This is a genomic window from Vibrio sp. D431a (assembly GCF_030248655.1).
Classification (GTDB): Bacteria; Pseudomonadota; Gammaproteobacteria; order Enterobacterales; family Vibrionaceae; genus Vibrio; species Vibrio alginolyticus.
The window spans coordinates 1-26,930 of sequence record NZ_JAHGAP010000016.1; the positions used below are offsets into that span (position 1 = coordinate 1).

The following is a 26,930-nucleotide window of genomic DNA, read 5'->3' on the forward strand; positions in this document are numbered from 1 at the left end:
TGAAAACAAAAAAGCAGAACCGAGGTTCTGCTTTTAGTCGGTGGAAACATCTCATTTACTTGGTCTGATGAAGCTCATACTTGTGCAGCATTGCTTGCTGGTGCCCAGCAATTTCCGCCACTTGCTCAGAACTCTCAACCATAGACTCAAGCTGCAGCTTTGTGCGTTCGCCAAGATCAGAAATATGTGTGATGGATTGAGATACATCTGCCGTCGCTCGTTCTTGTTCTTCTGTAGCAACTGAGATTTGCTCAACACGTTCTTGAATGTGCTTAACCGCGAGGTTGATATCAGAGAATGTCGATTTCACTTCATTGCTGGACTGTAGCGCGTGGGTCATTTCTTCTCTTGAATCATTAACTGCTTGGCGCGAGCGCTCTGCGGCAGTAATAAGCTCGCTCATCATTTCTCGGATGTTCGTAGTTTGTTGAGAGGTATCACTTGCAAGTTTGCGAACTTCATCAGCGACAACCGCAAATCCACGCCCTTGCTCACCAGCACGGGCAGCCTCTATTGCCGCATTGAGAGCAAGTAAGTTGGTGTTGTCCGCGATCCCACTGATCATATCCACCATTTCACGAATCTGTTTAACACGCTGGTCTAGCTCTAACATTGACTGTTCATTTACATCCAAAGAGCTTTCTAATGACTCCAAACGTTCGCGGTTTTGTTCCACGACTTGAACCCCTTTTTCAGTGTGTTGGGTTGCAAGGAGCGAGTCCTGTGAAGATGCATTTGTCACCATTGCTATTTCACGAATAGAGGCTTCAAGCTGCGTTATGGTCGTGATCATACTCGACAACGCTTCATTTTGTGTTGCCAACCCATCACTTGTTTGTTCGGCTGCACTGTGACTTACTTCTGCCGTCTGATAAAGCGTTTCACAATTGCGCGTCACCGTTTGAATGGAGTCATGTGTGGAATCGATTACTTGATTCAACTTTCGTGCTACTTCTTTCAGCTCATAAGGGCCGACTTCTTCTGCCTTGTCACGAAAATCATGTTCGGTAAGTGCTGAAAGACGCGTTAGTACATTCCTTAACCCTCGGTTTGTCCATGACTTGAGACTAAACCAAGTAACCAGAATAATAAAAGAAATCACACACGCCGCAAACACGAGCACAACGCTGACCGATTCAATGGTCTCGTTGACCACCCGCTCTTTTTCATCGATCAACTGACCAGCGGTTTGGGAGATTTGATCAAGTAACCGCATGGTTTCATCCGCAAGCATCGAAGCCTGTTTAAACTCTGAACGTTGCAATTCCCCTTGTTCTAGTTTGGCGAGGATCAAACGCAGCACGCCCTTTTCACTAAAGCCTTGTTTCACCATCTCATATGGTGCGGTTAAGCTTGCATATTCACTTACTTCAGGATGGAAAGATTGGAAGTCTTCATAGGCGAGTTTAATACCTGCTATGCGATTTCGCATTTCTCGGTATTCTTTTTCGGCTTTGTTTAATTCTGAGTGCATCATCATGACTAAGAACGTACTTTCCATTGAGCTTGCAGAAGCAATGAAACGGTTAGCGGCATCGCTCGACTCAGGATTATCAGCACTAAGAAACGAACTGATTCGATTCATTTCCGGACCGATAGAGCTAAGCCCATAGCGAAACCCACCAACAGCGGCATCAATATCCATTTGAATTTGTATCACCGAAGATTGCTTCAACAAAATGGACTGCGTGATGTTATGTAAACGCGCTAGTTTGGTGTCTAACTCCTCCGAGAGTTGCTGAGCTACACCAGACGCTTTCACAACCAAAGTTGTGCTTTGAGTTGCAAGAGAGTCGATTTGCTCTTTTATGAGAGGCAACTCTTTCGGCTCAGTAATCTGCATACCATGGTTGAGTAGCTTAACCATCTCCAATACATTCCTGGTTAACTTTGCGTTTGCCATCGCGATTGGTAATGCTTTTTGCGACAAGTCTTCAAATTGTTCCCCTACCTGTTCCATTCCTTTGAAACTTGAGACAGAAAGGGCTATAACAAGAGCAATGATAGTTAAAAATGTTGCACTGACAGCCTGAATCAGTGAAAGTGATGTGCGTGAGCGTTTTCGCTTTGCCATAATCAATTTTTATTCTTTCTTAAGGTTGAATCGGTTCTGCAGTGATTCCGTCACATTTGTGAGACAAAACCGTGATTTGCAGCCCATACTATGGATTGGTTATGACACTAATATTTCAGTTGTGAGTCATAGAGATGACAGGTGGTGATTTGCGTCGAGTATATTTTCCTTTGATAATCAGTGTGCTACTAAGCGCCTGCTCTTCTGGGCCTGAGCCTAGTGAGCAATCACAGGTGACAACACCTACAAATCAGCTATTGTCGGACAACCCTGACTTGTTCGACTTTTACACAGAGTGGCACGGCACGCCTTATCGCTTAGGCGGGACACAGAAATCTGGAATTGATTGCTCAGCATTTGTACAAAAAGCGTTTATTGAGGCTTATCAGCTCTCGTTACCAAGGACAACGAAGCAGCAATCAAAGCAAGGTGTGGAGTTAAGTTGGACGGATGCCAAGCAAGGGGATCTAGTGTTTTTTAAAACAAGACGTACAACTTATCATGTCGGAATTTACTTGGGTAACAAGCAGTTCATGCATGCATCGACGTCTAGAGGTGTGATTATTTCAAGAATCGACAACCCATACTGGGCATCTAAGTTTTGGCAAATAAGAAGAGTTACAATGTAACTCCTCTCACTCTTTAACCGGACATTGCTGTAAGTTAAAACAATATCAGTCGTAAGTCGCAACAGCATTATCGAACAGATTTTTGACCAGAGCGATGTATTCATCAAGGAACGTGATCTGTTCATTGGTCGCTTTTTTATGCCATACCCCAGCCAATATCTCACCAAGATCTTCAACAACTGCATCAGCCTCTTTCAACAATTTGAAGCGTACGCTCGAGTGAAGTTCTGGATTTTGCTCAAAAATCGCCATGATGTTTGAAGCCACCATATCGGTGACAACATCTTCGATGCTTTCGGATCCAGTGTCGCCAATTTCGGTCGTAAAAATATCTAGATTTAGAGACAAGTGCTCGATAAGAGCGAGATATCCATCGGTTTCTAAAACCACTGTTTTTCTCCGTTTATTGCAAGCCTTCGAAGCTGAAAGCAGAATAGTTTCAATAGTAAGACATGCCGAGAAAATTTCATTAACTTATTTCATATTAACAAACATTCACGAACCAACTGGATGATTTTCAAACAATTGAGCTTTGCTTCACTGAATTCGGATACAGGGTTTCTTCAAACCTTTTTATATTTCAGTCATTTTCATGCAAACAGGTTTGGTTACGACCATTTTCTTTTGCACGATACAGCGCAGCATCGGCACTCTTTAACCATTGAGTGTGAGTTTCAAAATAAGGCTTATACTCGCAAACACCAATACTTATCGTGTAATTAATCAAAAAATCTTCCACTTTCACGATCTCTTGCTCAATTCTTTTGCGCAAACGCTCTGCGAAATAGCAAGCTTGCTCCTGGTTTGTGTGAGGAAGTAGTACCGTAAACTCTTCACCACCAAAACGACCGCAGATGTCACTGCTTCTTGCTGTTTTTCTCAACAAGGCAGAGGTTCGACGAATGACTTCGTCCCCTGTCGGGTGACCATAAGTATCATTCACCTTCTTAAAGTGGTCGATATCGAATATTACTAATGAGCATGGTCCGTCGATAACTTTTAAGTGAGCAAACTCATCTTTCAATGATTGCTCCCAATAAGCGCGATTAAATAAACCTGTTAAACCATCTTTGCGACTGATTTCCGACAAATGTTGATTTGTTTCTTTCAAATGAATGCGATTTCTCGCAGTTTCAGAAACATCATTGACTTGAATCGCTATGTGGCTGACCTCTCCTGAGAGCCCAATTAACGGCGTGATCACGATATCTTGATACATAAAATCACTGCTGTTTGAAACCGGAGAAAAATTGTTGAACTTAAAAAGGTACGGTCTGTTTTCCCAGCTAGAAAAAGAACGAGTTTCCAGATCGGCGGCAGCTTTTATCTTGGTTTCTAGCCAAGTTCTTGGCAGCTCTTCAAAATGCTCAAATAAACATTCACCAAGAATTTCTTGTGATAGAACGCCACTGTATGACTGCATAAAACTGTTCCACACACACACTTTATACTCTTGATCCAAAACAATAAGCCCTGAATCCATCGTATCGAGAATTTGTGTGACCCAATGAAAGTCTGCTATGTCCAGCGTGATATCGGACATTAGATTAGCTCCATGATTTCATAGATTATTTCTACGGATGGCTTATCAATTAAAAACAGTACCTCGCACTCGAAATCGAGCGCTTCTGCCATGTAGGTGTATTCGATAGTAAAGAGCTCGCCCAACTCGCCTTGCTCTTCACAATAAGGTGTTAAGGTATCCACAATGCCTGGCTGACGAAGTGAGAACTGCTTGTCGAGTTGATCGCCCAACGATGTGAGAAATGACGAAACCAGTAGGTTAGAGATATTCAAGATGATTTCATTATGAGGCGTAAACTCAAGGAGGTAACCTAATTTTTCCCCAATCTGATTGATATCCCTACCACGTAAGCACACCAGTGCCTCTCCGTGAATACCACCACCGACAAACCTCTGCGCTACCGCAACGGAACTGTCACGCCCAACCACATCAACCAGTGTCATATGAAGCTCGCCGTAGGACAAAGGTCCAACATGAGGAACAGGAAGTTGGATGAACTCATGTAAATGGTCGGCCATAATCGCAGCCCCTTTACCAAGGGCAATGTTCGCAATTTCACGGAATTTGGCTAGTAAGGAAAGCTCTTCGCAACCCTGGTTTTTAGAATCAACCGAATGACTAGGTTTGAACGCATAATGCAGCCCTAATTGTTCGTATAGTGGGAGCACCTGCTCTTCTGTCAGAGGCTTAGCGATAAAAGCTTGAGCACCAAGATCGAGACAGCGCTGTTTTGCCTCTTGTTGAACATCTCCAGAAATAATGACGATTTTGGTCGGGTACTGACTAACAGGTAATGATTCGAGGACCTCAAAACCATCCATTATGGGCATCGTTAAATCGAGAAACAAAATATCGATATTTTGCTCAGCAAGAATATTAAGCGCCTCATAACCATCTTGCGCTTCAATAAGATGCAATGATGTATCTTGTACGATAGAACGCGCAATAAGCTTTCTTGCAACAGCTGAGTCATCACATATCAGTATTTTCATGCCACCAATGGAACTAACGTCAAAAAAATCATAATACCTGTTGTAAACGTTCATCTCCATATGCTAAGCCAACAAATCAGAGGCTTATAAGCGATTTGATTCACATTTATACAAATTGACTACACTAAGAGGAAGGTTTCTTTACTAAGTATGCTCAACATAGCGCCAACTCCCTGCTATTTATCCTAAACTATTGGTGGTCAAATAGATTCGCGAGGTTTTGTATGTGGCAAGCAATATCGCAACAGCTTTCTGATACTTTATTGTTCGATTACCAGATCACGGAAAAAGTAAGGCTGTCTGGTGGGGATATCAGTGAAAGCTACATGATCAATGATGGCGAGCAACGTTATTTTGTGAAAATTAACGACCGCGAGTTTTTGTCTAAATTTGAGGTAGAAGCTGAAAGCCTGCATCTTTTGCGTGAAACATCCACCCTATTTGTACCTGAGGTGGTATTGGTTGGTAAAACCAAAAATGCCTCATTCCTAATTCTTAACTACCTTCCAACGAAACCATTAGAAGATGGTCCCAACAGCTTTAAATTTGGGCAGCGATTAGCTCACCTACACCAGTGGGGCGAGCAAAAAGAGTTTGGTTTTGATACCGACAACTATCTCGGTTCGACTCTACAGCCCAACAAATGGCACAAGAAATGGTGTGTATTCTTTGCTGAGCAACGTATAGGATGGCAATTACAGCTCCTTAAAGAAAAAGGCGTCACCTTGGTTGATATCGATGACTTTATCGATGTCGTAAAACAGCGGCTAGCAAACCATGCTCCGGAACCTTCTTTGTTGCATGGCGATTTATGGAATGGAAATGCGGCACTCACTGCATTCGGTCCTATCTGTTACGATCCTGCGTGCTATTGGGGGGACAGGGAGTGTGATATTGCGATGACAGAGCTTTTTGGTGGATTTCAACCAGAATTTTATCAAGGCTACGAATCGGTTATGCCACTTTCTTCAAGCTATGAGGAACGTAAAGATATCTATAACCTTTACCATGTTCTCAACCATTGTAATTTGTTTGGCGGCCATTACTTGGAACAGGCTCAACTGGTTATTAATAAAATCATTTCTTATTAATTTGGAAGCCACTGCATATTTCAAGATGTAAAATCTCGAGGCACATCACTACAGAAAATCACCCTAAGCTCAAGGTTGAGTTTGGGGTCAAGTTTTGTACTTATTTCGACTCAATTAGCAACAACTCTGCCTAATATCAAAGGAGACTTAACTTTGGATTGTGCCTATTTTCCTTGTAGGCAAAGTAAGTAAAGGGCTGTACTTCATTGATGAATAGTGTGTTTAAAAGCCCTGCGAGATTAGGAGTTGTTGTATGAAAAATTATACCGAAAGGTATGTAAAGTGCCCGCATTGCGGACACTCTATCGGCATTACATTAGATGCAAGTAATGGTGACCAAGAGTTTTATGATGATTGCCCAGCTTGTTGCCACGCTATCCACCTAAATATGCGAGTGGATGAGTTACAAGATAAGGTCGAACTATTTATCGATGACAATTACGAATAACAGCTCGAGCATGTGAACATCAGAAATATAAAAACGCTTAAATGAAAAAGGAGCACTAGGCTCCTTTTTCTCATTCTAAAGCTGTTTTGCTGCAAGAACGCGCTCAACAGTATCAACAATTGCTTGAGTCTGAGGATCAAACTCAATATTAACACGCTCCCCTACTTGTCTCACTCCGAAAAGCGTTCGCTGCAAGGTTTCTGGAATTAGGTGTACCGAAAAACGACACGCTTCAACTTCACCAATAGTTAGCGAGCAGCCATCTAAACCAATGTAACCTTTCGCTAATACATATTTCATTGATTCTTGCGGCAGTTGGAACCAAATCGTGCGGTTATTGGGCGTATCGATGATATCGACAATATCTGCCGTTAAACTAATATGACCAGACATACCATGCCCGCCTATTTCGTCACCAAACTTAGCCGCGCGCTCAATGTTTACGCTATCCCCTTCCACCAGCCGACCTAAATTAGTAAGAGCCAATGTCGCTTGCATTAAATCAAAACTGATAAGGTTGCCTTCGATCTTAGTCACAGTTAGACAACATCCGTTGTGTGCAACGGATGCACCAATTTCTAACCCTTTACAAAGTTCATCGCTTAACTCGACAACGTGCGTTTGAAAGCGTTCTTTTTTATCAATTTTAACGACCTTCGCCGTACCCTGAACTATTCCTGTAAACATTTCTTTTTACCTATTGATTTAATACCAACTGTAGTCGAAGACTAAGCCCTAAACACTGCGCTACAGGTCGGAAATAAAGACCGCAGACGATAAAGCCATGGCTTAATGAACACTGGTTTGTTCTCATGCATACTTCAACATTACCATGATTTGCTGCTGTTCTCAGTAAAAGCGTATCCTTAGCTTGGAGAGCGTCCAGTCAGTGTTATCGACTATTCACTACCTAGCTATGGAATATAAACATACAATTGTTTATCATTTGCGCGGAGTTTCTCCGAGGCATTTTTTCACCTTATCGTGACTAAAATCAACCATCAGATCCGTTCACCACATCTTTTGCCCTCGAGTACTCTCATTCTTTCAACTTATTGTTCCGCTCTGGAGTATTTTTCGTGCATCGCTATAAAGAAGAAGCATCAAGTCTTATCAAATTGGCGACCCCGGTATTGATCGCATCTGTCGCTCAAACTGGTATGGGGTTTGTTGATACCGTAATGGCTGGCGGCGTTAGCGCCACCGACATGGCTGCGGTTTCTGTCGCTTCAAGTATTTGGCTACCATCCATTTTGTTTGGGGTGGGTTTATTAATGGCATTGGTCCCTGTTGTCGCACAGTTAAATGGCTCTGGTCGTAGAGTGAAAATCCCGTTTGAAATTCAGCAAGGCGTCGTTTTGGCATTGCTGATCAGTGTGCCGATAATTGCAGTCCTGCTTCAAACCCAGTTTATTCTCGGGCTGATGGATGTTGAAGCACTGATGGCTGAAAAAACGGTGGGATACATTCATGCCGTTATACTAGCAGTACCCGCTTTTTTACTTTTCCAAACGCTTAGAAGCTTTACGGATGGTATGTCATTGACGAAACCGGCAATGGTTATTGGCTTTATCGGTTTGCTGCTCAACATTCCTCTAAACTGGATTTTCGTGTACGGCAAGTTTGGTGCACCTGAATTAGGCGGTGTTGGATGTGGTGTAGCAACCACGATTGTTTACTGGGTCATGTTTGCCATGCTATTGCTGTATGTGATGACATCAGAGCGGTTGAAAAGCATCAACCTATTTGGAGAATGGCATCGTCCACAATGGAAAGCGCAAGTTCGTCTATTCAAGCTCGGCTTTCCTGTTGCAGCAGCGCTGTTTTTTGAAGTGACACTGTTTGCTGTTGTTGCACTGCTCGTTTCACCACTAGGTCCTATCATTGTGGCAGCGCATCAAGTCGCGATTAACTTCTCCTCGTTGGTATTTATGCTACCAATGAGTATTGGTGCAGCAGTAAGCATTCGTGTCGGCCATCGACTTGGTGAAGAAAACGTAGATGGCGCGCGCGTAGCGTCACGAGTCGGCATTATGGTTGGTCTAGCATTGTCCGTTCTCACAGCGATTTTAACCGTATTGTCTCGTGAGTGGATCGCCGAGCTTTACACTAGCAACCCAGAGGTAATCACTCTAGCGATGCACCTGCTCGTATTTGCCGCTGTTTATCAATGTACGGATGCGGTTCAAGTGATCGCAGCTGGTGCATTACGCGGCTATAAAGACATGCGAGCTATCTTCAACCGTACTTTTATTGCTTATTGGATTCTTGGGCTGCCAATTGGTTACGTCCTTGGCCGTACAGACTGGATTGTCGAGCCAATGGGAGCACAAGGCTTCTGGCTTGGTTTTATCATCGGCCTATCTTCTGCGGCCTTTATGTTAGGCGTCAGAATGCGTTGGATGCATCGCCAAGAGCCAGAAGTGCAATTGAACTTTTCAGTTCAATAAAAAGTAAAAAAAGCCAGCTTCCGCTGGCTTTTTTGATCGAATAATCACACGGTTGAGTATACTTATAACAAGATTATGAAGCGGTTGATTTTGCTCTCTAGACAACGGATACGAAGTTATAAAAAAGGATATTTGTGCGGTCTATTTTATTGTTCTTAATCTTGATTCTTAATGGTTGTGATAACTGGTTCAATCCAGAGAACGCCATGTTTGATAAGTATCATCAACGTGTAGCCAATGTATTGGAAGCTCCTGCTATTCCAATAACATTACAGTCTACGGTAACGATTCCTGCGAAACGCGTTTTGTTCGAGCCATTGCCAAGGCTATCTATTGGCCTGCTAGAGAGCTATCAATTACGACAGTGCGGACTCTTTAATTTACTTGCCGAGAAAAACTCACAACTTGGAAAGGTGCAGGATGCCTTTCATGATTTTGATTATCAAACTGCCCTTTTAAGAGTCATGAATCGATGTTTATCCGAATTTCCACTTAGCGATGAAGAACGCGCGACATTGACAGAGCTTTACGCAACCAAGTGGCAACATTTAGACATTCATCTCGACAACTTACTACTCGTAAGTGATGCCATGCAAAAGCAACTAACTGCCTCTGATTGGCTATCTCAAGACACGACGAATGATATTGCACGCATTAACGATGTCTATCGTATTTTCAGCGAAATGTATGATTTACCCCACCGCGCGGTCTCACGTCTACCCGATGTGGAAGTTACGCAATATCAAGAAGAGTTAGAGAAATCTCGTTTACTCGGACGACTTTACTATTCAATGGTAAATACATCCCTTTGGTTAAAAGCGACAACTCAGCTACTTGAGCAGAACCAGAGCAATGTATTGTGCGGGCCGAACAGAGACACCACTCAGTTCCGCTACTTAAGAAATGTCTTTCAATCCATTTACGTTGAAGAAGTGCAACCTTATTTGGCTTATTTAGACAGTACCTATCAACAACTTAATGATGGTGCCACTTTGGTGGAGAACCGTATGCAACTCCATGGTCACCAGTATGGCATCATTGAGGCACATAGGACATTTAGGCAAGAAACCCTAAACCACGTTCAGTTTTGGCAGGGTCTCTTCAAACGATGTGGCGTAACCGTTGGCAACTAGTAAGTGCAGAGCGTTCTATTCCTTCAACCTTTCACGCAAGAATCGAGCAAAACGTGGTTTACCAGTATGTGTAAAACCGTTATATCTAAATGTAATGGTTGAACCAATTTTCGGAGGCTGGCGACGCACTTCATCGGTAAATCCGCTACCGATGTAAAACTCAATGCCATTTGGTAAGCGAACTAACATTGCTCCCATCATACCTAATAAGCGCCCTGTTCCTGGCTTATAACCCACAACTAACGCTTCATCATCTGCGTATCGTTTTAGTTTAAGCAAATCACTACCGCGTCCAGCCTGATAGCGGCTTGATACCTTCCGCAACATCACCCCTTCACCGTCGGATATTGAAATTTTATCCAACTGTGTAAACAGATGAGCTTCATTTTGAATCGCTCGGTGCTCGACATATTTGATATGAGGCTGGTCGACTTCAAGCACTAAGTCTTTGATGTTGTAATAACGCTTCCGATAATCACCAGCGGAATATGGCATATCAAAGATCATAAAGTCGATATGTCGCCAAGCAGACTCTACAGGAGTTTTATCTAATACCGTTTGCTGAACAAGATGGAAGTTACCTCTCCCAGCCCAAAGTTCACCGTCCAACGGATAATCAGGTAAAGGTCCTGTAAACCAATCTGGGGCGTGGATTCGATTACCATTTCTCGTCACGAGATGTTGCCCAGTCCAATAAGCGCGAACACCATCAAGTTTTTCGCTATACCAATATTCAGACACATCAATGCCATCCTGATAGCTTTGTGCAAGAGAAACTGGTGGTGCGAGAGACGTATCCGCTTGAAGCTGTGAAGACGCTGCCATAACAGCCAGCGCAATTAATGTCATTTTTAATGGCATAAGAAGACCTTGTACAAAAAATCGTCTTTATTGAAACGTAAGTCCTCTCGATGACCTATTTATTACTAGTTGTTCTTCGACTCATAACAATCAACATTAGTAATAATTTGCAAAGATAATCATAAACTTTAGACAGGTTTTGCATTTAGTCGTTACACGTTATTCACTTAAGGCGGATGGTTCGTCAATCGAGTTGGAATCTAATCATGACGAGATACCCCGCTCTAATGACTTCTTTAGGTTCAACACCTCTTATAAGCAAACCATTTCTCTGTGCATTTTTGATTCTCAATTTGAGAATCAGTCCTTTCTCAAATTGAACAATATCATCAACAGCGCTTAAACTTTTGATTTTTAAATAGTTTAAAATTGGCACGTTACCTGCTCTATATCCAATTAGAAAAACAAACGGAGACAGAGTCATGGAATTACGCAGACTAGAAATCAATCAAGACAAGTTAGCCATTGAGTTTTTTGGTGACTTAGACGCAAGCGGCTGTCGACAAGCACAACATCACATTGATGAAGTAATTCACAACAATCATCACAAAGAAGTCGAAATTAACCTACAGCACGTCCAATTTCTTGATTCTTCAGGGATTGGTGCCATTGTTTACTTATATAAGCGTCTAGTTGAACGTGAAAGAAGCATGAGTATTGAAAACGTATCAGGCCAACCTTTAGAAATCATGAGCTTGCTTCGTATCAACCATGCCATTCCCGTTAACTCAAAAGGACACTAAAAATACCGGTTTAAACGGAGGTTGGCATGGTAAATCTTTTACGACGATATGCAGTAAGCGGTCTTGTTGTCGGCATGTTTGGTTGTTCGTCGTTTGACTACCCAGAACACGGGAAAGGTGGCTTGGCGGAAAGCTATCAAGATATCTCGATCGAGAATTATCAGTTTTCCCCAGTAATGCCTGACGAGCCTTTAGGTCCAGAACATGGGTTAAGGTTTGATTGGCAATTGACCAAGTTACATCTAGACGCACTAATCCAAGAGGGCGCGCGCTGGTGTTTTCCTGCGGCAGTTGTTCAGGCCCTTGAAAAACAAAATAGAATTGCGCGCGAGTTAGAAGGTGGGCTTTTACTCGACGCTGCCAACGACCTTGTGATTCAGCGTCGACGCTTAAACCAGCTCGAACAACAACTCGACTACGTACTGAGCCAAACAACTTGCACACCGCCCGATGATATTGAAGCACTACGTAGCGACCTAAACATAGTCTCGGATATCTATGCACTACTTAATATCGACAACCAGTTTGCTGTCGATTCAGCAGAAATCAACCCGAAGTACATGGGACATTTGGCAGAAGCAGCCTACATTTTACGTGACCACCCCAACCTATCTCTTGTAGTAACGGGGCATGCGGATGCAACTGGAACACCCGATTACAACCAGAAACTTGCTCAAGCGCGTGCGGAACAAGTAAAGCGTTACCTAACCGTATTTGGTATCACTTCAGAGAGAGTCACTACCAAATCTGTCGGAGATAACCTGCCACTCTATGAAGGTGAAACATCCGCCGTGCGTTTAACTAATCGTCGAGTAAGCATCGAGGTTATTAGCCCTAATTCAGATAGCGATACCTCAATAAACCGCAACTCAACGGCAGGAGGCGCGCTATGAACACGATGAAACCATTTATCCTCTTAATGTTGTTGTGTCTGGTTGCGTGGGTACCTTCTTCCATAGCGGATGAGAGCAATACTGTTAAGGTCGGTGATTTAATACAGATTAACTTACCCGGAGAGGCGTCGTTAAACCAAGGGTTTCAGGTCGATCGTCGTGGACGAATTAATTTACCAGAAGTCGGCCCTGTATTAGTGGCCGGCTACAATGAACAACAACTCCAAGACGTGATTATCGACAGGCTAAAGACCGTTTATCGTGACGTTAACAACGCTCGAGTTTTTATTAAACAGCAACAGTTGTTAGTGTCCGTTCAAGGCTACGTGGTCAAACCCGGTGAATATACCTTACCTTCTGGGTCCAACATTCAAATGTTTGTGTACGAAGCTGGCGGCCTGCGCGCAGGGGCTCAGCTTGATAAAATGATCGTGAAACGTGGAAATAAAAACATTGAATTTGACTACAAACGCTTCCTTGATACGGGTGACAATAGCCAGCTGCCAAAACTAGAATCACTGGATGTCTTATTTGTCCCCGCTTCCCCACTCGTAGGGAATATTGAGCAAGAGTTTGATGCAGCAAAACTCGCGAATTCAGGTGACAGCGCAGATTCCGCTCGTGCAATCAAAGTCTTTGGTGAAGTCAACGCACCTGGCTCGTTCTCATACAAGCCAAACACCACGCTAGTTGATGTCGTAATGCGAGCTGGCGGCGTGACACGATATGCCAGTGTTGAGCAAATTCGCGTGATAACAAACAATAACCCAACCATGTTTAACCTGAAAAAGTACCTTGATACTGGAGACCAAAGCCTACTGCCAGAGATCCTGCCAGGTGCCACCATCTTTGTCCCAAAACAGGAAGAAGAAATCAAAGCAGGTGCAAATGTGGTTTACGTGATGGGTGAAGTCGCCCATCCTGGGGCATACGAAGGCAAGCAAGGCGCTAGCTTCATGGATATCCTCGCCAACGCTGGCGGGCCCACTCGCTACGCAGAATCTCGCCAAATTCGCGTTATAAAAGCCGATGGCAAAGTCATCAAATTCGATCTTACCGCGCATACAGAAGGACTATCTTCAGCCAGACCACCAAATGTTGGACCAGGAGACGCGATTTTCGTACCGGAGAAAACCGATTTCAATGAGAAGTCTTGGTTAAAAGTAGCACCTAGTCGAGCGGTCGCAGTGATGGGAGAAGTTGTTCGCCCTGGACGCATCGAGTGGTCAGACGAAATGGATTTGATTGATCTGCTTGCACACGTTGGAGGCCCAACTCGACGAGCTGATACCACCAAAATTGAAGTCGCCAATAACGGTCAAATGACACAATTTGACTTAGACCAATACATTCTGGATGGCTCACCAACATCAAGCCTACCTCAAGTTTCCGCTGGTACAGTCGTAAGGGTACATGCATTGCCTGACGACCCATCCGATAATAAATCGCAATGGGTAAGCCAAAGCTCTGACGCATCGATATACGTTTTCGGACAAATCAATGCACCTGGGCGCTATCGTTTCACTGAAGATATGCATTTTCTGGATATTTTGTCTGCCGCCGATGGACCGACAATTGATGCAGATATTCACAACATCCGTGTCACACACCGAGGCCTAGGTTATGCCAAAGTGAGTAAATTGAATTTATCGATGTACTTTGAAACAGGCGATGAGTCAATTCTGCCCCACGTTCGTCCTGGTGATACCATTTACATTCCAGAAAAAAACAAAAACTGGTTAGATCGTTCAAAAGAGTCCACGGTACGCGTATTAGGTGAAGTAAGAGACCCGGGGCGATACGTATTCAATGACAACATGACTGTGCTTGATCTGTTAGCGGAAGCAGGAGGACCAACTGACAATGCCTACCTTGAAAAGATCAGTGTGGTCAATATGTCTTGCTGCCAAGGCCAAGCCCGAACATTTGATTTGGTGAACTTTAGTAAAACAGCCAACATTTATGAGCTGCCAGTCATTCGCGCAGGCGACACGATTTACATTCCCCATAAAGACGAAAGCTTTGTTGAAAAAGCGAGGGCCGGATTAAGAGATATTTTACAAATCACCACAACCATCGTGTTAATAGGAGCGTTGTAATGACTATTCCTGCAACTCACGCTGAGATTGAGCAAATTTATCTTCAGAGTGAACAGAAAGGCCACAAAACGATTTGTGTTGTGGGTTGTAAATCTGAAGATGGTGTCACTTCCGTGGCGTCATCTCTTGCAGAGCGCTTGGTTTTAGCAGGCCACAATACTTTGTATGTAGACCTTAACTTATTCAAACCCGCTTATCACACTGTTCACGAATTTGATGATGACGAGAAGGTTGGCCATTTGATCACACGAGAGAATACACATCAAACTTTAGTCGGCCTCTCAGCTCCATCTCTCGCCAGTACTCAGTTAGCGTACCGAGACCCAACAACGCTGAAACAAAACATTGCACAATGGTTAACGCAGTACGAGCGCGTCGTGATAGATACATCACCACTTCTTAGTGTCAACCGAAGCAATATTGCGCCTCAAGTGATTGCTGGCGTATGTGATGCTACTTTGTTAGTAGCGCATTATGGCTCTACGACTGCAACCCAGCTCGAGCAAGCCAAAAAGCTACTCGATGCTAGCGATGCAAACTTGATTGGTTCTGTACTGAACATGAAGCACACTCCAAGCCTGAAAGATGAGTTAATCCGCCAAGTTTCCAAGCTGCGTTTCTTACCAAAAAAGTGGAAAGAAAAACTGTCTCAGCAAATTAAAAAAAGCGAACTGTTTATGTTATAGGGAGCGCTATTATGACGATAAATAATACATTGACTATCGAGCAAGAATTAGTGGATGAGCATATTCTTCAGCAAATGATCAAAGATACGTGCGCCGAAATCATCCCTACCTTGATTGATCACTATGTCGAAGAGTCACGCGATCGCATGGAGAAAATAGAGCAAGCATTAAGCACAAAAGACCTTCAAACATTAGAGTTCGAGGTTCACACACTGGGCAGTTCTGCTCTCGCTCTAGGCAATCGAACGCTTTCAAGACAAGCAAGAATGATTGAGAAGTACTGTGTCGAAGGAAAAATACCAAAAGCATTGGAGCTTTGTGAAACACTTCCTCAACTCGCCAATGAATCGTTTGATGCGTTAGAAAAGCGAAAAGCTCAAGGGTTTGAGTAGTATCAGTGTCTTACTCCCTAGCGAAGCATCGCGTTTGATAAAGCGCGATGCCGACATCATCTCAGAAATTTAGGCTCCAAATTCAATCACCCTCGCCAAGCCACACACCTTGAAATTATTTGGGCATAACTTAATCAATTAAAAAGTATGGATTTTTCGCAAATTTCCTACCTTGTGCTAATACTTAAATAACGCTTTTCTCAAATTGAGAATTTTCAGCACTAGAGAGCTATAAACCACTCATAATGCCAAATAGTAGTGCTGACAAAAATCATAAAAAATGAAACAAACTACGTTGGGATGGGACTATGAGACCAAGGGTGTTACTGGTAGAGGACTCTACTTCACTAGCCATACTTTATAAGCAGTATGTGAAAGACGAACCTTATGACATTTTTCATGTCGAGACAGGTCGCGAAGCGATTCAATTTATTGAAAGAAGCAAACCTCAGCTCATCATTCTCGATTTGAAACTGCCCGACATGTCTGGCGAAGACGTGTTGGATTGGATCAACCAGAATGACATTCCTACGTCCGTTATTATTGCTACGGCACACGGCAGCGTCGACTTAGCCGTTAATCTAATTCAAAAAGGTGCGGAAGATTTCTTAGAAAAGCCCATAAACGCTGATCGCCTAAAAACATCAGTCGCATTGCACCTCAAACGCGCCAAATTGGAAGATTTGGTGGAAAATATTCAGTCCAAGTTTGATCGCCACAACTATCACGGATTCATCGGTTCAAGCCTCCCGATGCAGGCGGTATACAAGACCATTGATGCTGTTGCGCCAACTTCTGCCAGTGTGTTTATTGTGGGAGAAAGCGGCACAGGTAAAGAAGTTTGTGCTGAAGCCGTCCACCGCCAGAGCGACCGTAAAGACAAGCCTTTTATTGCAATTAACTGTGGGGCTATTCCACGAGATTTGATGGAAAGTGAGATTTTTGGTCACGTTAAAGGGGCCTTTACTGGAGCAACAACAGATCGAAAAGGTGCGGCGACGCTGGCACATGGTGGTACGCTTTTTCTTGATGAGCTGTGTGAAATGGAACTTGAGATGCAAAAGAAGTTGCTCCGTTTTCTACAAACGGGCACTTACACCCCTCTTGGTGGCACTCGAGAAATGAAAGTAGATGTGAGAATCATTTGTGCCACTAACCGAGATCCATTAACAGAGGTAGAAGAAGGTCGTTTTCGTGAAGACTTATACTACCGTGTGCACGTTATACCTATCGATATGCCCCCATTACGTGAACGAGGAAGTGACATTGTCACGCTTGCCAAGTACTTCTTGACCACTTACGCCAAACAGGACAAAAAGAAATTCTCAACAATCGACAGCGAAGCTCAACATATCATCAAGCATTACGAATGGCCGGGTAATGTAAGGCAACTACAAAACATCATACGTAACATTGTGGTGCTTAATAACGACGAAAAAGTCACGGTGAACCACCTACCCGCTCAACTTACTAAAAAGTCTAAAGTGACGAAAACAACGACGCCTGCGCATGTTGCTCAAGAGTCAGCAAACATTGCACCAATCACACCACCACCTGGTTATACTGAGGAACCTTCACCTTCTGCGGTCGAACCGTCGATTACCGCAGCGGAGCAGCCTGGTACACCGTCCTCTGCTGCTACCTCACCGTACTTTAACTCTGATGGAACCATTCGCCCTATGTGGCAAGTAGAGCGTGAAGCAATTCAAAACGCAATTGCGTACTGTGATGGCAACGTCCTCAACGCCGCTGTCATGCTGGAGTTAAGCCCATCGACGGTTTACCGAAAAAAACAAGCGTGGGAAGCGGATGAAATTAATCTCGAACAATCTTGATAAACCTGCCATTGGTGAAATTTGGATCTTGCTTGATAGCCGTCTATTCGGCGGCATTGAAAGTCACGTTATCGAGCTAGCTCGGGGATTAATAGCCTTTGGACACAAAGCTCGAGTTGTGCTAACCACTGAGTATTCACCAGCTGCTCAGATTGTACAGAAGGCAAAAGAAGCCGCGATCCCTGTGAGTTACTTAAACTATTTGTCTGGCGAGCCCAATAAAGCTTTAAAAATTAAACACCTAACAAGCGCCGTCGCCAATCACCAACCCTCAGTGGTTCACTCCCATGGTTATAAAGCGTCGATTTTGTCGCGCTGCGCCAAACTGCTCACCCGTACGTTTCCTCGTTTGATTTCAACTTATCATGCTGGTGAATCGTCCTCAGGGAAGCTATGGCTATACGATTGGCTTGATAGAAGCTCAGGCTGCCTATCTGACCATTGCTTTGCTGTCAGTCCAAGTATTCAGCGCAAAGTTTTTTGTTCTTCAGAACTGCTGAATAACTTTGTTTCGATTCCCAACAGTCAACTCAACTATCAGGAGATCGCTTTTGTCGGCCGATTGAGTCAGGAAAAAGGCGCCGATCAATTTATTGAGGTAGCGAGGCTCTGTCCAACATTACAGTTTAGTGTGTACGGTGATGGCCCAGAAAAAGAATCGCTTAATCAAACTGCCCCTCCAAATGTGACTTTCTTCGGCCATCAAACCGATATGGAAGGTGTTTGGGAAAATATCAGCGTACTTATCATCTCTTCTCGTTATGAGGGTCTTCCAATGGCGGCGCTTGAAGCCATGTCGAGAGGCATTGCCGTGATGAGCTTACGTGTAGGTCGTCTTCCAGATATTATCCAAACGGGTAAAAATGGTTTTATCGTCGAAGACATTCCCTCTCTTGCTAAATGTCTTCATGACTGGATGTCGATTGGTGAAGCGCAACAATCACTCATTCGCCAGAATGCTCGACAAACCATCATTGATGATTTCTCAGCGCAAAGTGTGATTCCCGTATTGCTACAAAAAATATCAAATTGAAACGGATCACTAATCCATATTGGTTCTCAATATGAGAATGATGAGTTCCAAACATAAATATCATATAAGATTCAATCACATAAACTAATGGCATATTTTGGCATCTCTATTGCAGCTCAGCAGTTAACGCAGATTAATGATGAGACAGAGGTGACTTATGACTACGCCAAAACGCATTCTATATGTTCATTATGGTGATAATTGGATTCGCGGCAGTGAAGTGGTGCTTCTGGATCTCATTTCAGGAATCGACCGCGATAAGTTTGAGCCATTCGTATGGTCCAACTGCCAACCATTAATCGATAAGTGCCAATCGCTCGGAATTGAAGCGGAACATTCAACCTTCAATTTGGTGGGTGGTTGGAGCGCTCCGCGCTGGGATATTAGCGGGTGGAATAGCCTTATCAAACAAGGCTCAGCATTGATCGAAAAGCACAACATCGACTTGGTACACGTCAATAGCGGCGGCCCTTGTCAATGGATGTGTTTGGCTGCTCGCATGAATCATATACCACTTGTCACGCAACTTCATTGCCATTATACATTGCGCGATCGCTTCTCTCTCGGACTTCACCTCTCTCCAAAATTGATTTGCGTTAGCAAAGATGTTGGACGCGAAATTCTTCAGGACGGCTACCCGCAAAACCAACTTCATGTCGTACACAACGGCGTGTCACTTCAAGGCGTGGATACACCCATCGACATTAAAGATCGCCTCGGAATCCCATCACAGGCCTTTACCTTTCTGTCGGTGGGTTCGCTGATTAAGCGCAAAGGGTTTGACCGCCTTATTCGGGCAATGCGCATGCACAACTACCACCACCACAACCCTCACCTTGTTATTGTTGGTGACGGCGAAGAAAGAGAAGCATTGCAACAGCTTGCCGCAGATCTTGGTATCCAAGAACGAGTGCACTTTGTCGGAGAGCAACACAATGCTGGAGCGTGGATGTGTGGTAATGCAGACGCTTTTATTAGCGGCGCCTATGAAGAGGCCTTTGGTCTCGTGCTCGGGGAAGCGGCTTTAGCTCAACTGCCCATCGTGGCTCCTAAAACGGGAGGCATTCCTGAGTTGTTCGAGCATAATCACTCTGCATTGCTGTACCAGAACAGTGGAATGGCGAGCCTGTTAAACGCGATTCAACAAGTCATGCAAGACGCGGCATTAAGAAACAAGCTGGCGGAAAACGCTTACCTACATGCTAGCCAGCACTTAACGACGACTGCATCTATCAACGCTATTGAACGTATTTACGAAGGTGAACTTAATAATAACGCCATTACACCAATGCCAATGACTCACTGCATGAAGCCTCTTTCACGCTGGTTGAACATCAATTGAGGAGCGCGGTCATGAAACGTGTATTGATGTTCGACGCCATCCCAATGCAAGGTGGATCCAAAATCGCGAATGCAGAGCTCCTTAAGCAGTGCGATAAGCTGAATGTGATTGGTTATCTACTCACTACAAATCCAGAGCATTGGGCGTCACTGCTTAGTGATACACCGCGTGTGCAAGTCATAAAAATAAAACCATCACCATTTAACTCGACTCATGGCCTGACCTACTGGTTGATGAACGCTTACTACTTTCTCCGACTTCTCTACGCGTGCATGAAGCTTCCAAAGATAGATAGCTTTTTGGGCCTATCTTGCCCAAGTAATGATATGCCTTTGTACTTACTACGATTAATTAGCAAAAAGCCTGTGGTACAGATGGTTCATGGCCCTATTGGACGATCGAGATCTGCTGGCTACTGCTTAGTAAAAGCATCGGCAATTTACTACTTGGCAAACACCCGCGAATCAATGGTAGAAGCATTACAGGCCTACCTCAAAACAGAGAAGCCAGCCACCGAACGCTATTGGTGTGGTTTGAATACATCTACGTTTGTTAATGGATTATCGAAAGAGCGCTGGCCAAAACAAGCGAATCCGATTTCAAGCCGCGTTTTCTGGGCAGCTAGCTTACTAAAATGGAAGAACATCGATCTTTTGCTTGATGCTTTAACACTTGATGAGTCGAAAAAGATCAAATCCACCGTGTGTTACATCAAACCTAACGTGGCAGGTGTGGAATATTCAACACCGGACTTCAACACACAAGGTGTTGAATGGCATGAGTGCCCAAACAACTTAGATGAATTGCGTTCACAGTGTGGTGTGTTTGTTTCCACCAGTCTCAACGAACCTTTTGGGTTATCTATTTTGGAAGCGCTCGCTGCAGGTATGTGTGTCGTCATTCCACATGATGATAGTTATTGGGACCGCGTGTTAACTCACGGCCGAAATTGTATTAAATACACGCCTAACAATGTGGCTTCGTTACACAACGCAATTCGCCTTTTGAATGAATCGCCGTGGATGAAAGTAACGATGGGTATCGAAGCACTCAATGTTTCTCAACTATACACAGCCGAACGTTGTTATTTGCCAATCGCCCAGCACCTTGCTGCCGAAATTGCTACCAACAATGATTGCACACTCAAGACACCGCGAGACATCAAAGGATATGATCATGTCTAAAGCAATGACCAACATGACGCTATTTGCTATCGCCTTAGTGATCAATAAAAGCATCAGCCTAATCATGCTGCCTGTATTGCCCCACTTTCTCTCACCAGAGCAAATGGGCAAGCTTGAGCTTCTAACAACCTTTGGTGTTGTTACGACCTTGTTTGTCAGTTTCTCTTTGCATGAAGCGCTGTATCGATTCGTCGGCGTTGAAAAGGATCAAAATACGCGCACAAGCCTACTAAACCAGCTGTACTCACTTGCTTTACTCATCGCTGGCGTCGTCGCTCTTAGCTTGCTCACTATCATTTTAATCGCCCCCATTCCCGCGCCTTTTACGCGAGTCGAATTTGCTATTGTTATGTTTGCTATCGTTCTAGAAGGCAGTATTGCAATCGGCACTGCCTGGTTAAGAACACAAGACGACAAAGCAAGAACACTGCTTAACGTCATGGTCACTACCACCATTTTTCAGGTCATTTTTATCGTCGCGGCGCTGTCTGTTCATCCCCATGTTATTTCTGTTTTGTGGGGGGGCTTGTTGGCTGCTATTACTCAATTTGTTTGGCTGCACATCGTTAACCGTTACAATGTCACCCTTCCTAAACTGACATTGGCAAAACAATACCTAAACTACTGCCTACCAATGATGATGGCGGGTTTAGTAGCATTTTGTCTCAATGGCGCTGAGCGCTGGTTCATTGGTGCCAACACTTCTCTTGCGACGTTAGGGATTTACGCGATAGCGGTAAAATTTGCAGTGGGCATGTGTATTTTAGTGCAGCCGTTTGGCATGTGGTGGATGCCACGTCGATTTAACTACTTAGAAGGGCGCAAGAACACTGAAGCAGTGCGCATCACTCATCTAGGCATGATTTACATTACAGGTTTAAGTGTTGCAGTCGGCACATTAGCAATGGTAATGATCACTTACCTGTTACCAGAAACCTATCATGAGGCGGTACTGTTCAGCTTGTTCTTACTGCCTATCGCCATGCTAAAAGAGTGGAGCGAACTCATTAACATCTCCATTTTGTACAAGCGTCGTACTCGCTGGCTACTGGGTATAAATGTCGTCTCTGCGTGCGTTGCGATTGCTTTGCTGTTTGGCTTATCTTCTCTGGGCATTTATGGCGTATTCATTGCGCTTTATTACGCACAACTGTGTAAGTTGGGCCTGACTTATGTAGTAGGCCAACAATGTATGACGTTGCCTTTTCACCTAAGTCTGATGGTTTTATTACAGATTATATCCGGTGTGGCACTGTTCCTGCTTCACTCTTCACAATCAATAGGAATCGCCATCGCAATTTGCATTTTGACATGCAGTTTGCTGGCAGGGATAGCCACTCGCTACATGAGTAAAGAGACGCTAAATGCTCTCACTCGATACATAGTGAAAAGGCGTGGACAGGTGAAGAGATACTCGTTATGAATGAAACCAAGGTGAGAACAAAACAGTCCATCGCAGCACTGACGATCACTGTCTGTATCGGCCTGCTTTGGATTGTTATGCCTCATCCCATTTTGATTGTCGCGTTGTGTTTCGCACCACTCGCGTTACTGTTTGTTCTCAATCAAACGTTTTGGCTTGTCACACTGTTCGTTATTTTTTCATTCTTTCGTATTCACGAAGCCTTTCCTGTTATCTATAACTTCAAGATCCCATTACTGTTATCACTGGGGGCACTCGCCGCACTCGCTTTTCACCTTCTTATAAGCCGCCAGATTACAGCTTTTTGGCACCCTTCATTAAAGTGGCTGTGTATATTTTGGGGTCTGGTGATCATCGGAATCATATTCGCTTCCAGTCGTGATATCGCAATAACGGTGTTCAAAAACACCTATTGGAAAATCATCATTATGACGTTGGCCATCACCTGGCTTATTACTAAACCTTCACAGCTCGCACAGATGTCAAAAGCAATTATTTTCGCCGGATTATTGATTGGTCTAGTGGCATTACAAAACGCAGCGAATGGCATTGATTTAGTCGAAGGAACGCGCGTGTCAATAGGACGATCCATAGGTTCCGTACTTGGCGATCCTAACGATTTGGCACTAGTGCTGATGTTTCCCCTTGCCTTTACCGTTAGTCAATTGATGGAGAAGCATTCCCCCAAGCATCTCAGGCTCTTTGCCCTTATCACCTGTTTGGTTTTGTTCTTTGCGATCATTGAGACTCAGAGCCGCGGTGGGTTACTCGGTTCACTGTCTGTATTTGCCTACTTTGCTTTTAAACACATCAAAAGCAAAACATTAGTCTTGGTATTAGGCGCTATCGCAGCGATCGTACTCTACGCATTCGCTGGTATTTCAGGACGAGAATCGGGGGGGGCCGCTGAGGATGGTATAGATGCCTCTGCGATGGGGCGACTTTATGCGTGGGAAGCGGCATTTAAAATGGCGCTGCATCACCCGTTGACTGGCGTAGGTCTAGATAACTTCTACTTTAATTACTATTTCTATAGCCCACACTGGGATGGTATCAACCACGCCGTCCATAGTACTTGGTTTGGCGTGTTAGCAGAAACGGGTTTTGTCGGGCTCGCGGTGTTCATTACTTTAATTGTGTCATTGATCCGCACCTCTTTGCATTCCATCTCATTGCTGACACCAAAATCAGATTACACCCTCTCTGTAGGAGCAAACGCCGTGTTAAGTGGGCTTATCGGTACCATCGTATCAGGTACGTTTCTGACTCAAGGTTTCACTTGGCCAATTTACATTCTAGCGGCGTTAACGGTTGTCGTTAGCCGAATCGTTCAAAGTGATTGTCAAAATGAGAAATCCTAGTTTCAAACATAAACAAAACCCATAACTCACTGTTTTAAAATGGCTAATTCCTTGGCACGCATTGTGATTACTCACTTAATTAGTAATCAAATAACCAAGACTCAAGGAGAGCCACATGACGGACATCGTAGTATTTGGAGAAGATTTTGGTGGGTTACCCTCTTCCACTCAGCATATTGTCAAGCAACTAGCAGCGAACCATCGAATCCTTTGGGTGAACTCCATTGGCCTTCGTCAACCTAAGCTGGATTCTAAAGACATACAGCGTGCGTTAAACAAACTCACTCGTGTATTTCATAACGTAGGCTCACACAAGCCAACATTGGACTCTGAAACAAACCCAAACATTCACATCATCAACTTGCTCACCATTCCTGCCCCTAGTTCTGCATTAGCAAGAAAAGTGGCCGCTAAGATGATGAAACACCAACTCAATAAACAATTACAAGCTCTTGGTTTTGATAAGCCTGTATTTTGGACGTCGCTCCCGACTGCTGCCGATCTTTGTGCAGAAATGAACCCACGTGGACTGATTTACTATTGTGGCGATGACTTTAGCGCTTTAGCTGGTGTTGACCACGACACGGTGGCCAAGCACGAACGTACTCTTGTTAATGCGGCCAGCGTTATCTTTACGGCAAGCGAAACGCTCTCCACCAAGTTTCCATCACATAAAACCGTCACTTTGCCTCATGGTGTCGACGTTAGTCTGTTTTCTGAGCCAGCACCGAAGGCCAAAGACTTGCCTGACAACGGCCGCAAAGTGCTGGGCTTTTATGGTAGTTTGTCTGAATGGTTAGATTACGACTTAATTGCCCAAGTCGCAGACCAAGCACCTGACTGGGATCTGGTTTTCATCGGCCCCAACGAACTCAGTGACAATCCGCTACCTCAAAGAAGTAACGTTTACTATCTCGGCCCAAGAGCTCATCACACTTTGCCAAGCTACTCTCAACACTGGGACGCAAGCTGGTTGCCCTTTGTTAATAACGCTCAAATCAAAGCGTGTAACCCCCTCAAGCTTCTTGAGTATTTGGCAACGGGAACCCCCGTTATTAGCACGTCGTTTCCTGCATTAATGCCGTACAAGCATATGCTCCACATAGTTCAAAATGTCGAAGATGTATGCGCCAGTCTCGATCACCTGATACCACCCCCGGCAAACTCAAAGCAATATGTTCAACAGCAAAGCTGGGAAGCAAGAGCCACCCAAGTTGAGAAATTAGTGAGGACGCTATGAACGATTTGAGAGAGAACCTTAGTGTATTACTACATGGCGCTTGGCGACGTCGTTACATGATCGTTATACCAATGCTTGTCTTACCGGTGCTGGGTTTCATCGTAAGTAAGCTGGTTCCGACGACTTATGTTGCTCATACCAGCATGCTTATTCAAGAGACAGCGAAAATGAACCCGTTCCTTCAAGACCTTGCCGTCTCAACAATGCTTAAAGACCGATTGAGCGCACTCAGTACTCTGCTAAAAAGCCGACACGTTTTGTATTCTGTCGCAAAAGAACAATCGCTGATCAATGACGAGATGAGTGCAAAAGAGCAAGAGTTCATCATAAAAGATCTTGCGTCGCGCCTGTCTGTTCAGCCACTCGGTAAAGACTTCATTCAAATTCAATTGCAAAGTGGTAAATCAGAAGGAATGGAGTCGATGCTGCTCTCTGTCAGAGAGCATTTTGTCGAACAGCTTTTGGCTCCTGAGCGTTCTTCGATTAAAGATTCGAGCCATTTTTTGACTATCCACATCAACAAACGCAGGGAAGAACTAGACAAGGCAGAGCAAGCCTTTGCAGAATATAAAAATACTTACTCAGACGCGACGCCCGAAATGCAAGCTCAAAGCCTTACTCGCCTTGCTAGCCTCAAACAAACGCTAGCCGAAAAGGAGGCGGAGCTTGCTGGTGTTTCACGAAGTCTAGGCAGTTTGGATCAACAACTATCCAAAACGAACCCGGTTATCGGTAAACTGGAAGAGCAAATCATCGACATTCGTAGTGAACTTACCCTGCTTCGCGCTAAATACACAGAGGCGCATAGTTTGGTGCAAGGTAAGTTGCGAGAATTAAACCGGTTGGAGCAGGAACGCTCGGTACTCTTGAACTCTAAACAACCAGAACTAAACAGTGCTCAACTATGGGATATCGCGAGCAATACCACAGTAAACAGTCTTGGCGAAGCACAGCCTCTACTTGTCTCCCAACTACATCAATTACAAATGATGCGCGGACGTTTTGAAGCACTTACGGAAGAAACCAACAGCTTGCGAGACATGATCCAAGAATTAGAGCGAAATGCGCACCAATTTGGGAGCACAGCAACAGAAATCAACCGCTTAGCTCGTGACGTCGCAGTGAAGAGAGAAATGTATGATGAACTCGTCGAACGCTATGAGATGGCCCAACTAACGGGTTCTTTGGGAGAGTTTGAAGAGAATAAGCGCGTAAAAATCATTGATGAACCGTTCACGCCAACGATTCCAACTAACTTACCTAGTTTTGTATTTGTCATTTTAGGATTTATTGGTGGCGCTGGTTTAGGCATTGGATTAGCGACGATACTAGAGTTAGCCGATAACTCTATCCGCTCTAAAAGAGCATTAGAAAAACACCTTGGTGTTCCTGTCATCACCACTTTACCTAACGTAGTGTACGGAAACTAACCGCCATAAGAACTCATTTACAAGCACTCGGTCGGCGAGTGCTTTTCTTTTACTACTGCCTTATAC

Annotated in this window: 24 protein-coding genes; 18 read left to right on the forward strand and 6 right to left on the reverse strand. The window is 44.2% G+C overall.

Translation table 11 applies throughout. From position 1 onward, the window contains the following. Positions 1–55: 55 nt before the first annotated feature. Positions 56–2,074: a methyl-accepting chemotaxis protein gene (locus KJB35_RS14900; protein WP_005377618.1), complete on the reverse strand. Its 2,019-nt coding sequence runs from the start codon at positions 2,072–2,074 to the stop codon at positions 56–58. A gap of 134 nt (positions 2,075–2,208) precedes the next feature. Between KJB35_RS14900 and KJB35_RS14905 the strand changes: the two genes are divergently transcribed. Beyond that, complete coding sequence (locus KJB35_RS14905) at positions 2,209–2,703, forward strand: NlpC/P60 family protein (RefSeq protein ID WP_199266720.1); 495 nt, start codon at positions 2,209–2,211, stop codon at positions 2,701–2,703. 45 nt (positions 2,704–2,748) lie between these two features. Here the strand turns inward: KJB35_RS14905 and KJB35_RS14910 are convergent, their stop codons facing one another. The 3 genes from KJB35_RS14910 to KJB35_RS14920 form a co-directional block, all read right to left on the reverse strand. Then, positions 2,749–3,093, reverse strand: coding sequence for a DUF3802 family protein (locus KJB35_RS14910; protein WP_005377620.1), 345 nt, complete (start codon positions 3,091–3,093; stop codon positions 2,749–2,751). Positions 3,094–3,283: 190 nt separating this feature from the next. Continuing rightward, positions 3,284–4,246, reverse strand: a complete 963-nt coding sequence (locus KJB35_RS14915; protein ID WP_025766666.1) for a GGDEF domain-containing protein — start codon at positions 4,244–4,246, stop codon at positions 3,284–3,286. Further along, positions 4,246–5,220 (reverse strand): response regulator, encoded by a 975-nt coding sequence (locus KJB35_RS14920; RefSeq protein ID WP_021033872.1) that lies wholly within the window; start codon positions 5,218–5,220, stop codon positions 4,246–4,248. Before KJB35_RS14920 ends, KJB35_RS14915 begins: the two co-directional genes overlap by 1 nt. A 224-nt stretch (positions 5,221–5,444) precedes the next feature. On the opposite strand from KJB35_RS14920, the gene KJB35_RS14925 reads away from it, so the two are divergent. Together KJB35_RS14925 and KJB35_RS14930 are read left to right on the forward strand one after the other, a co-directional pair. After that, positions 5,445–6,311 (forward strand): fructosamine kinase family protein, encoded by an 867-nt coding sequence (locus KJB35_RS14925; RefSeq protein WP_104979169.1) that lies wholly within the window; start codon positions 5,445–5,447, stop codon positions 6,309–6,311. Between the two features lie 253 nt (positions 6,312–6,564). Next, positions 6,565–6,759 (forward strand): CPXCG motif-containing cysteine-rich protein, encoded by a 195-nt coding sequence (locus KJB35_RS14930; protein WP_017634925.1) that lies wholly within the window; start codon positions 6,565–6,567, stop codon positions 6,757–6,759. 75 nt (positions 6,760–6,834) lie between these two features. On the opposite strand, the gene KJB35_RS14935 is transcribed toward KJB35_RS14930, so the two are convergent. Next, on the reverse strand, positions 6,835–7,446 hold the full coding sequence (locus KJB35_RS14935; protein ID WP_054579486.1) for a riboflavin synthase: 612 nt from the start codon (positions 7,444–7,446) through the stop codon (positions 6,835–6,837). Between the two features lie 392 nt (positions 7,447–7,838). Between KJB35_RS14935 and KJB35_RS14940 the strand changes: the two genes are divergently transcribed. Next, a complete protein-coding gene (locus KJB35_RS14940) occupies positions 7,839–9,209 on the forward strand; it encodes an MATE family efflux transporter (RefSeq protein WP_005377626.1) in 1,371 nt (456 codons plus the stop codon). A gap of 134 nt (positions 9,210–9,343) precedes the next feature. Then, complete coding sequence (locus KJB35_RS14945) at positions 9,344–10,342, forward strand: DUF3080 domain-containing protein (protein WP_053303081.1); 999 nt, start codon at positions 9,344–9,346, stop codon at positions 10,340–10,342. A gap of 15 nt (positions 10,343–10,357) precedes the next feature. Here the strand turns inward: KJB35_RS14945 and KJB35_RS14950 are convergent, their stop codons facing one another. Continuing rightward, a complete protein-coding gene (locus KJB35_RS14950) occupies positions 10,358–11,203 on the reverse strand; it encodes a DNA ligase (protein ID WP_054579485.1) in 846 nt (281 codons plus the stop codon). A gap of 422 nt (positions 11,204–11,625) precedes the next feature. Between KJB35_RS14950 and KJB35_RS14955 the strand changes: the two genes are divergently transcribed. The 13 genes from KJB35_RS14955 (at position 11,626) to KJB35_RS15015 (ending at position 26,864) form a co-directional block, all read left to right on the forward strand. Further along, positions 11,626–11,946 (forward strand): STAS domain-containing protein, encoded by a 321-nt coding sequence (locus KJB35_RS14955; protein WP_213907953.1) that lies wholly within the window; start codon positions 11,626–11,628, stop codon positions 11,944–11,946. A gap of 26 nt (positions 11,947–11,972) precedes the next feature. Beyond that, positions 11,973–12,839 carry an OmpA family protein gene (locus KJB35_RS14960; RefSeq protein WP_017820663.1) on the forward strand — a complete coding sequence of 289 codons (867 nt, stop codon included), beginning with the start codon at positions 11,973–11,975 and terminating at the stop codon, positions 12,837–12,839. Next, positions 12,836–14,938 carry an SLBB domain-containing protein gene (locus KJB35_RS14965; protein ID WP_213907952.1) on the forward strand — a complete coding sequence of 701 codons (2,103 nt, stop codon included), beginning with the start codon at positions 12,836–12,838 and terminating at the stop codon, positions 14,936–14,938. The genes KJB35_RS14960 and KJB35_RS14965 overlap by 4 nt, the downstream gene beginning before the upstream one ends. Then, positions 14,938–15,624 carry an AAA family ATPase gene (locus tag KJB35_RS14970; RefSeq protein ID WP_025766671.1) on the forward strand — a complete coding sequence of 229 codons (687 nt, stop codon included), beginning with the start codon at positions 14,938–14,940 and terminating at the stop codon, positions 15,622–15,624. Before KJB35_RS14965 ends, KJB35_RS14970 begins: the two co-directional genes overlap by 1 nt. An 11-nt stretch (positions 15,625–15,635) precedes the next feature. Further along, complete coding sequence (locus KJB35_RS14975; RefSeq protein ID WP_005377636.1) at positions 15,636–16,016, forward strand: Hpt domain-containing protein; 381 nt, start codon at positions 15,636–15,638, stop codon at positions 16,014–16,016. Positions 16,017–16,324: 308 nt separating this feature from the next. Continuing rightward, on the forward strand, positions 16,325–17,851 hold the full coding sequence (locus tag KJB35_RS14980; RefSeq protein ID WP_025766673.1) for a sigma-54 dependent transcriptional regulator: 1,527 nt from the start codon (positions 16,325–16,327) through the stop codon (positions 17,849–17,851). Then, positions 17,826–18,884 carry a glycosyltransferase family 4 protein gene (locus tag KJB35_RS14985; RefSeq protein ID WP_213907951.1) on the forward strand — a complete coding sequence of 353 codons (1,059 nt, stop codon included), beginning with the start codon at positions 17,826–17,828 and terminating at the stop codon, positions 18,882–18,884. The genes KJB35_RS14980 and KJB35_RS14985 overlap by 26 nt, the downstream gene beginning before the upstream one ends. Positions 18,885–19,041: 157 nt before the next feature. Next, a complete protein-coding gene (locus tag KJB35_RS14990) occupies positions 19,042–20,226 on the forward strand; it encodes a glycosyltransferase (protein ID WP_285358150.1) in 1,185 nt (394 codons plus the stop codon). A gap of 11 nt (positions 20,227–20,237) precedes the next feature. Continuing rightward, positions 20,238–21,410 (forward strand): glycosyltransferase, encoded by a 1,173-nt coding sequence (locus tag KJB35_RS14995; RefSeq protein WP_025766677.1) that lies wholly within the window; start codon positions 20,238–20,240, stop codon positions 21,408–21,410. Next, complete coding sequence (locus KJB35_RS15000) at positions 21,403–22,833, forward strand: lipopolysaccharide biosynthesis protein (RefSeq protein WP_025766678.1); 1,431 nt, start codon at positions 21,403–21,405, stop codon at positions 22,831–22,833. Before KJB35_RS14995 ends, KJB35_RS15000 begins: the two co-directional genes overlap by 8 nt. Further along, the gene (locus tag KJB35_RS15005) at positions 22,830–24,194 is read left to right on the forward strand and encodes an O-antigen ligase (RefSeq protein ID WP_005377645.1); all 1,365 of its coding nucleotides are present in this window, start codon (positions 22,830–22,832) and stop codon (positions 24,192–24,194) included. Before KJB35_RS15000 ends, KJB35_RS15005 begins: the two co-directional genes overlap by 4 nt. Before the next feature lie 115 nt (positions 24,195–24,309). Next, a complete protein-coding gene (locus KJB35_RS15010; protein ID WP_025766679.1) occupies positions 24,310–25,434 on the forward strand; it encodes a glycosyltransferase in 1,125 nt (374 codons plus the stop codon). Continuing rightward, a complete protein-coding gene (locus tag KJB35_RS15015) occupies positions 25,431–26,864 on the forward strand; it encodes a chain-length determining protein (RefSeq protein WP_005377649.1) in 1,434 nt (477 codons plus the stop codon). Before KJB35_RS15010 ends, KJB35_RS15015 begins: the two co-directional genes overlap by 4 nt. Positions 26,865–26,930 lie beyond the last annotated feature (66 nt).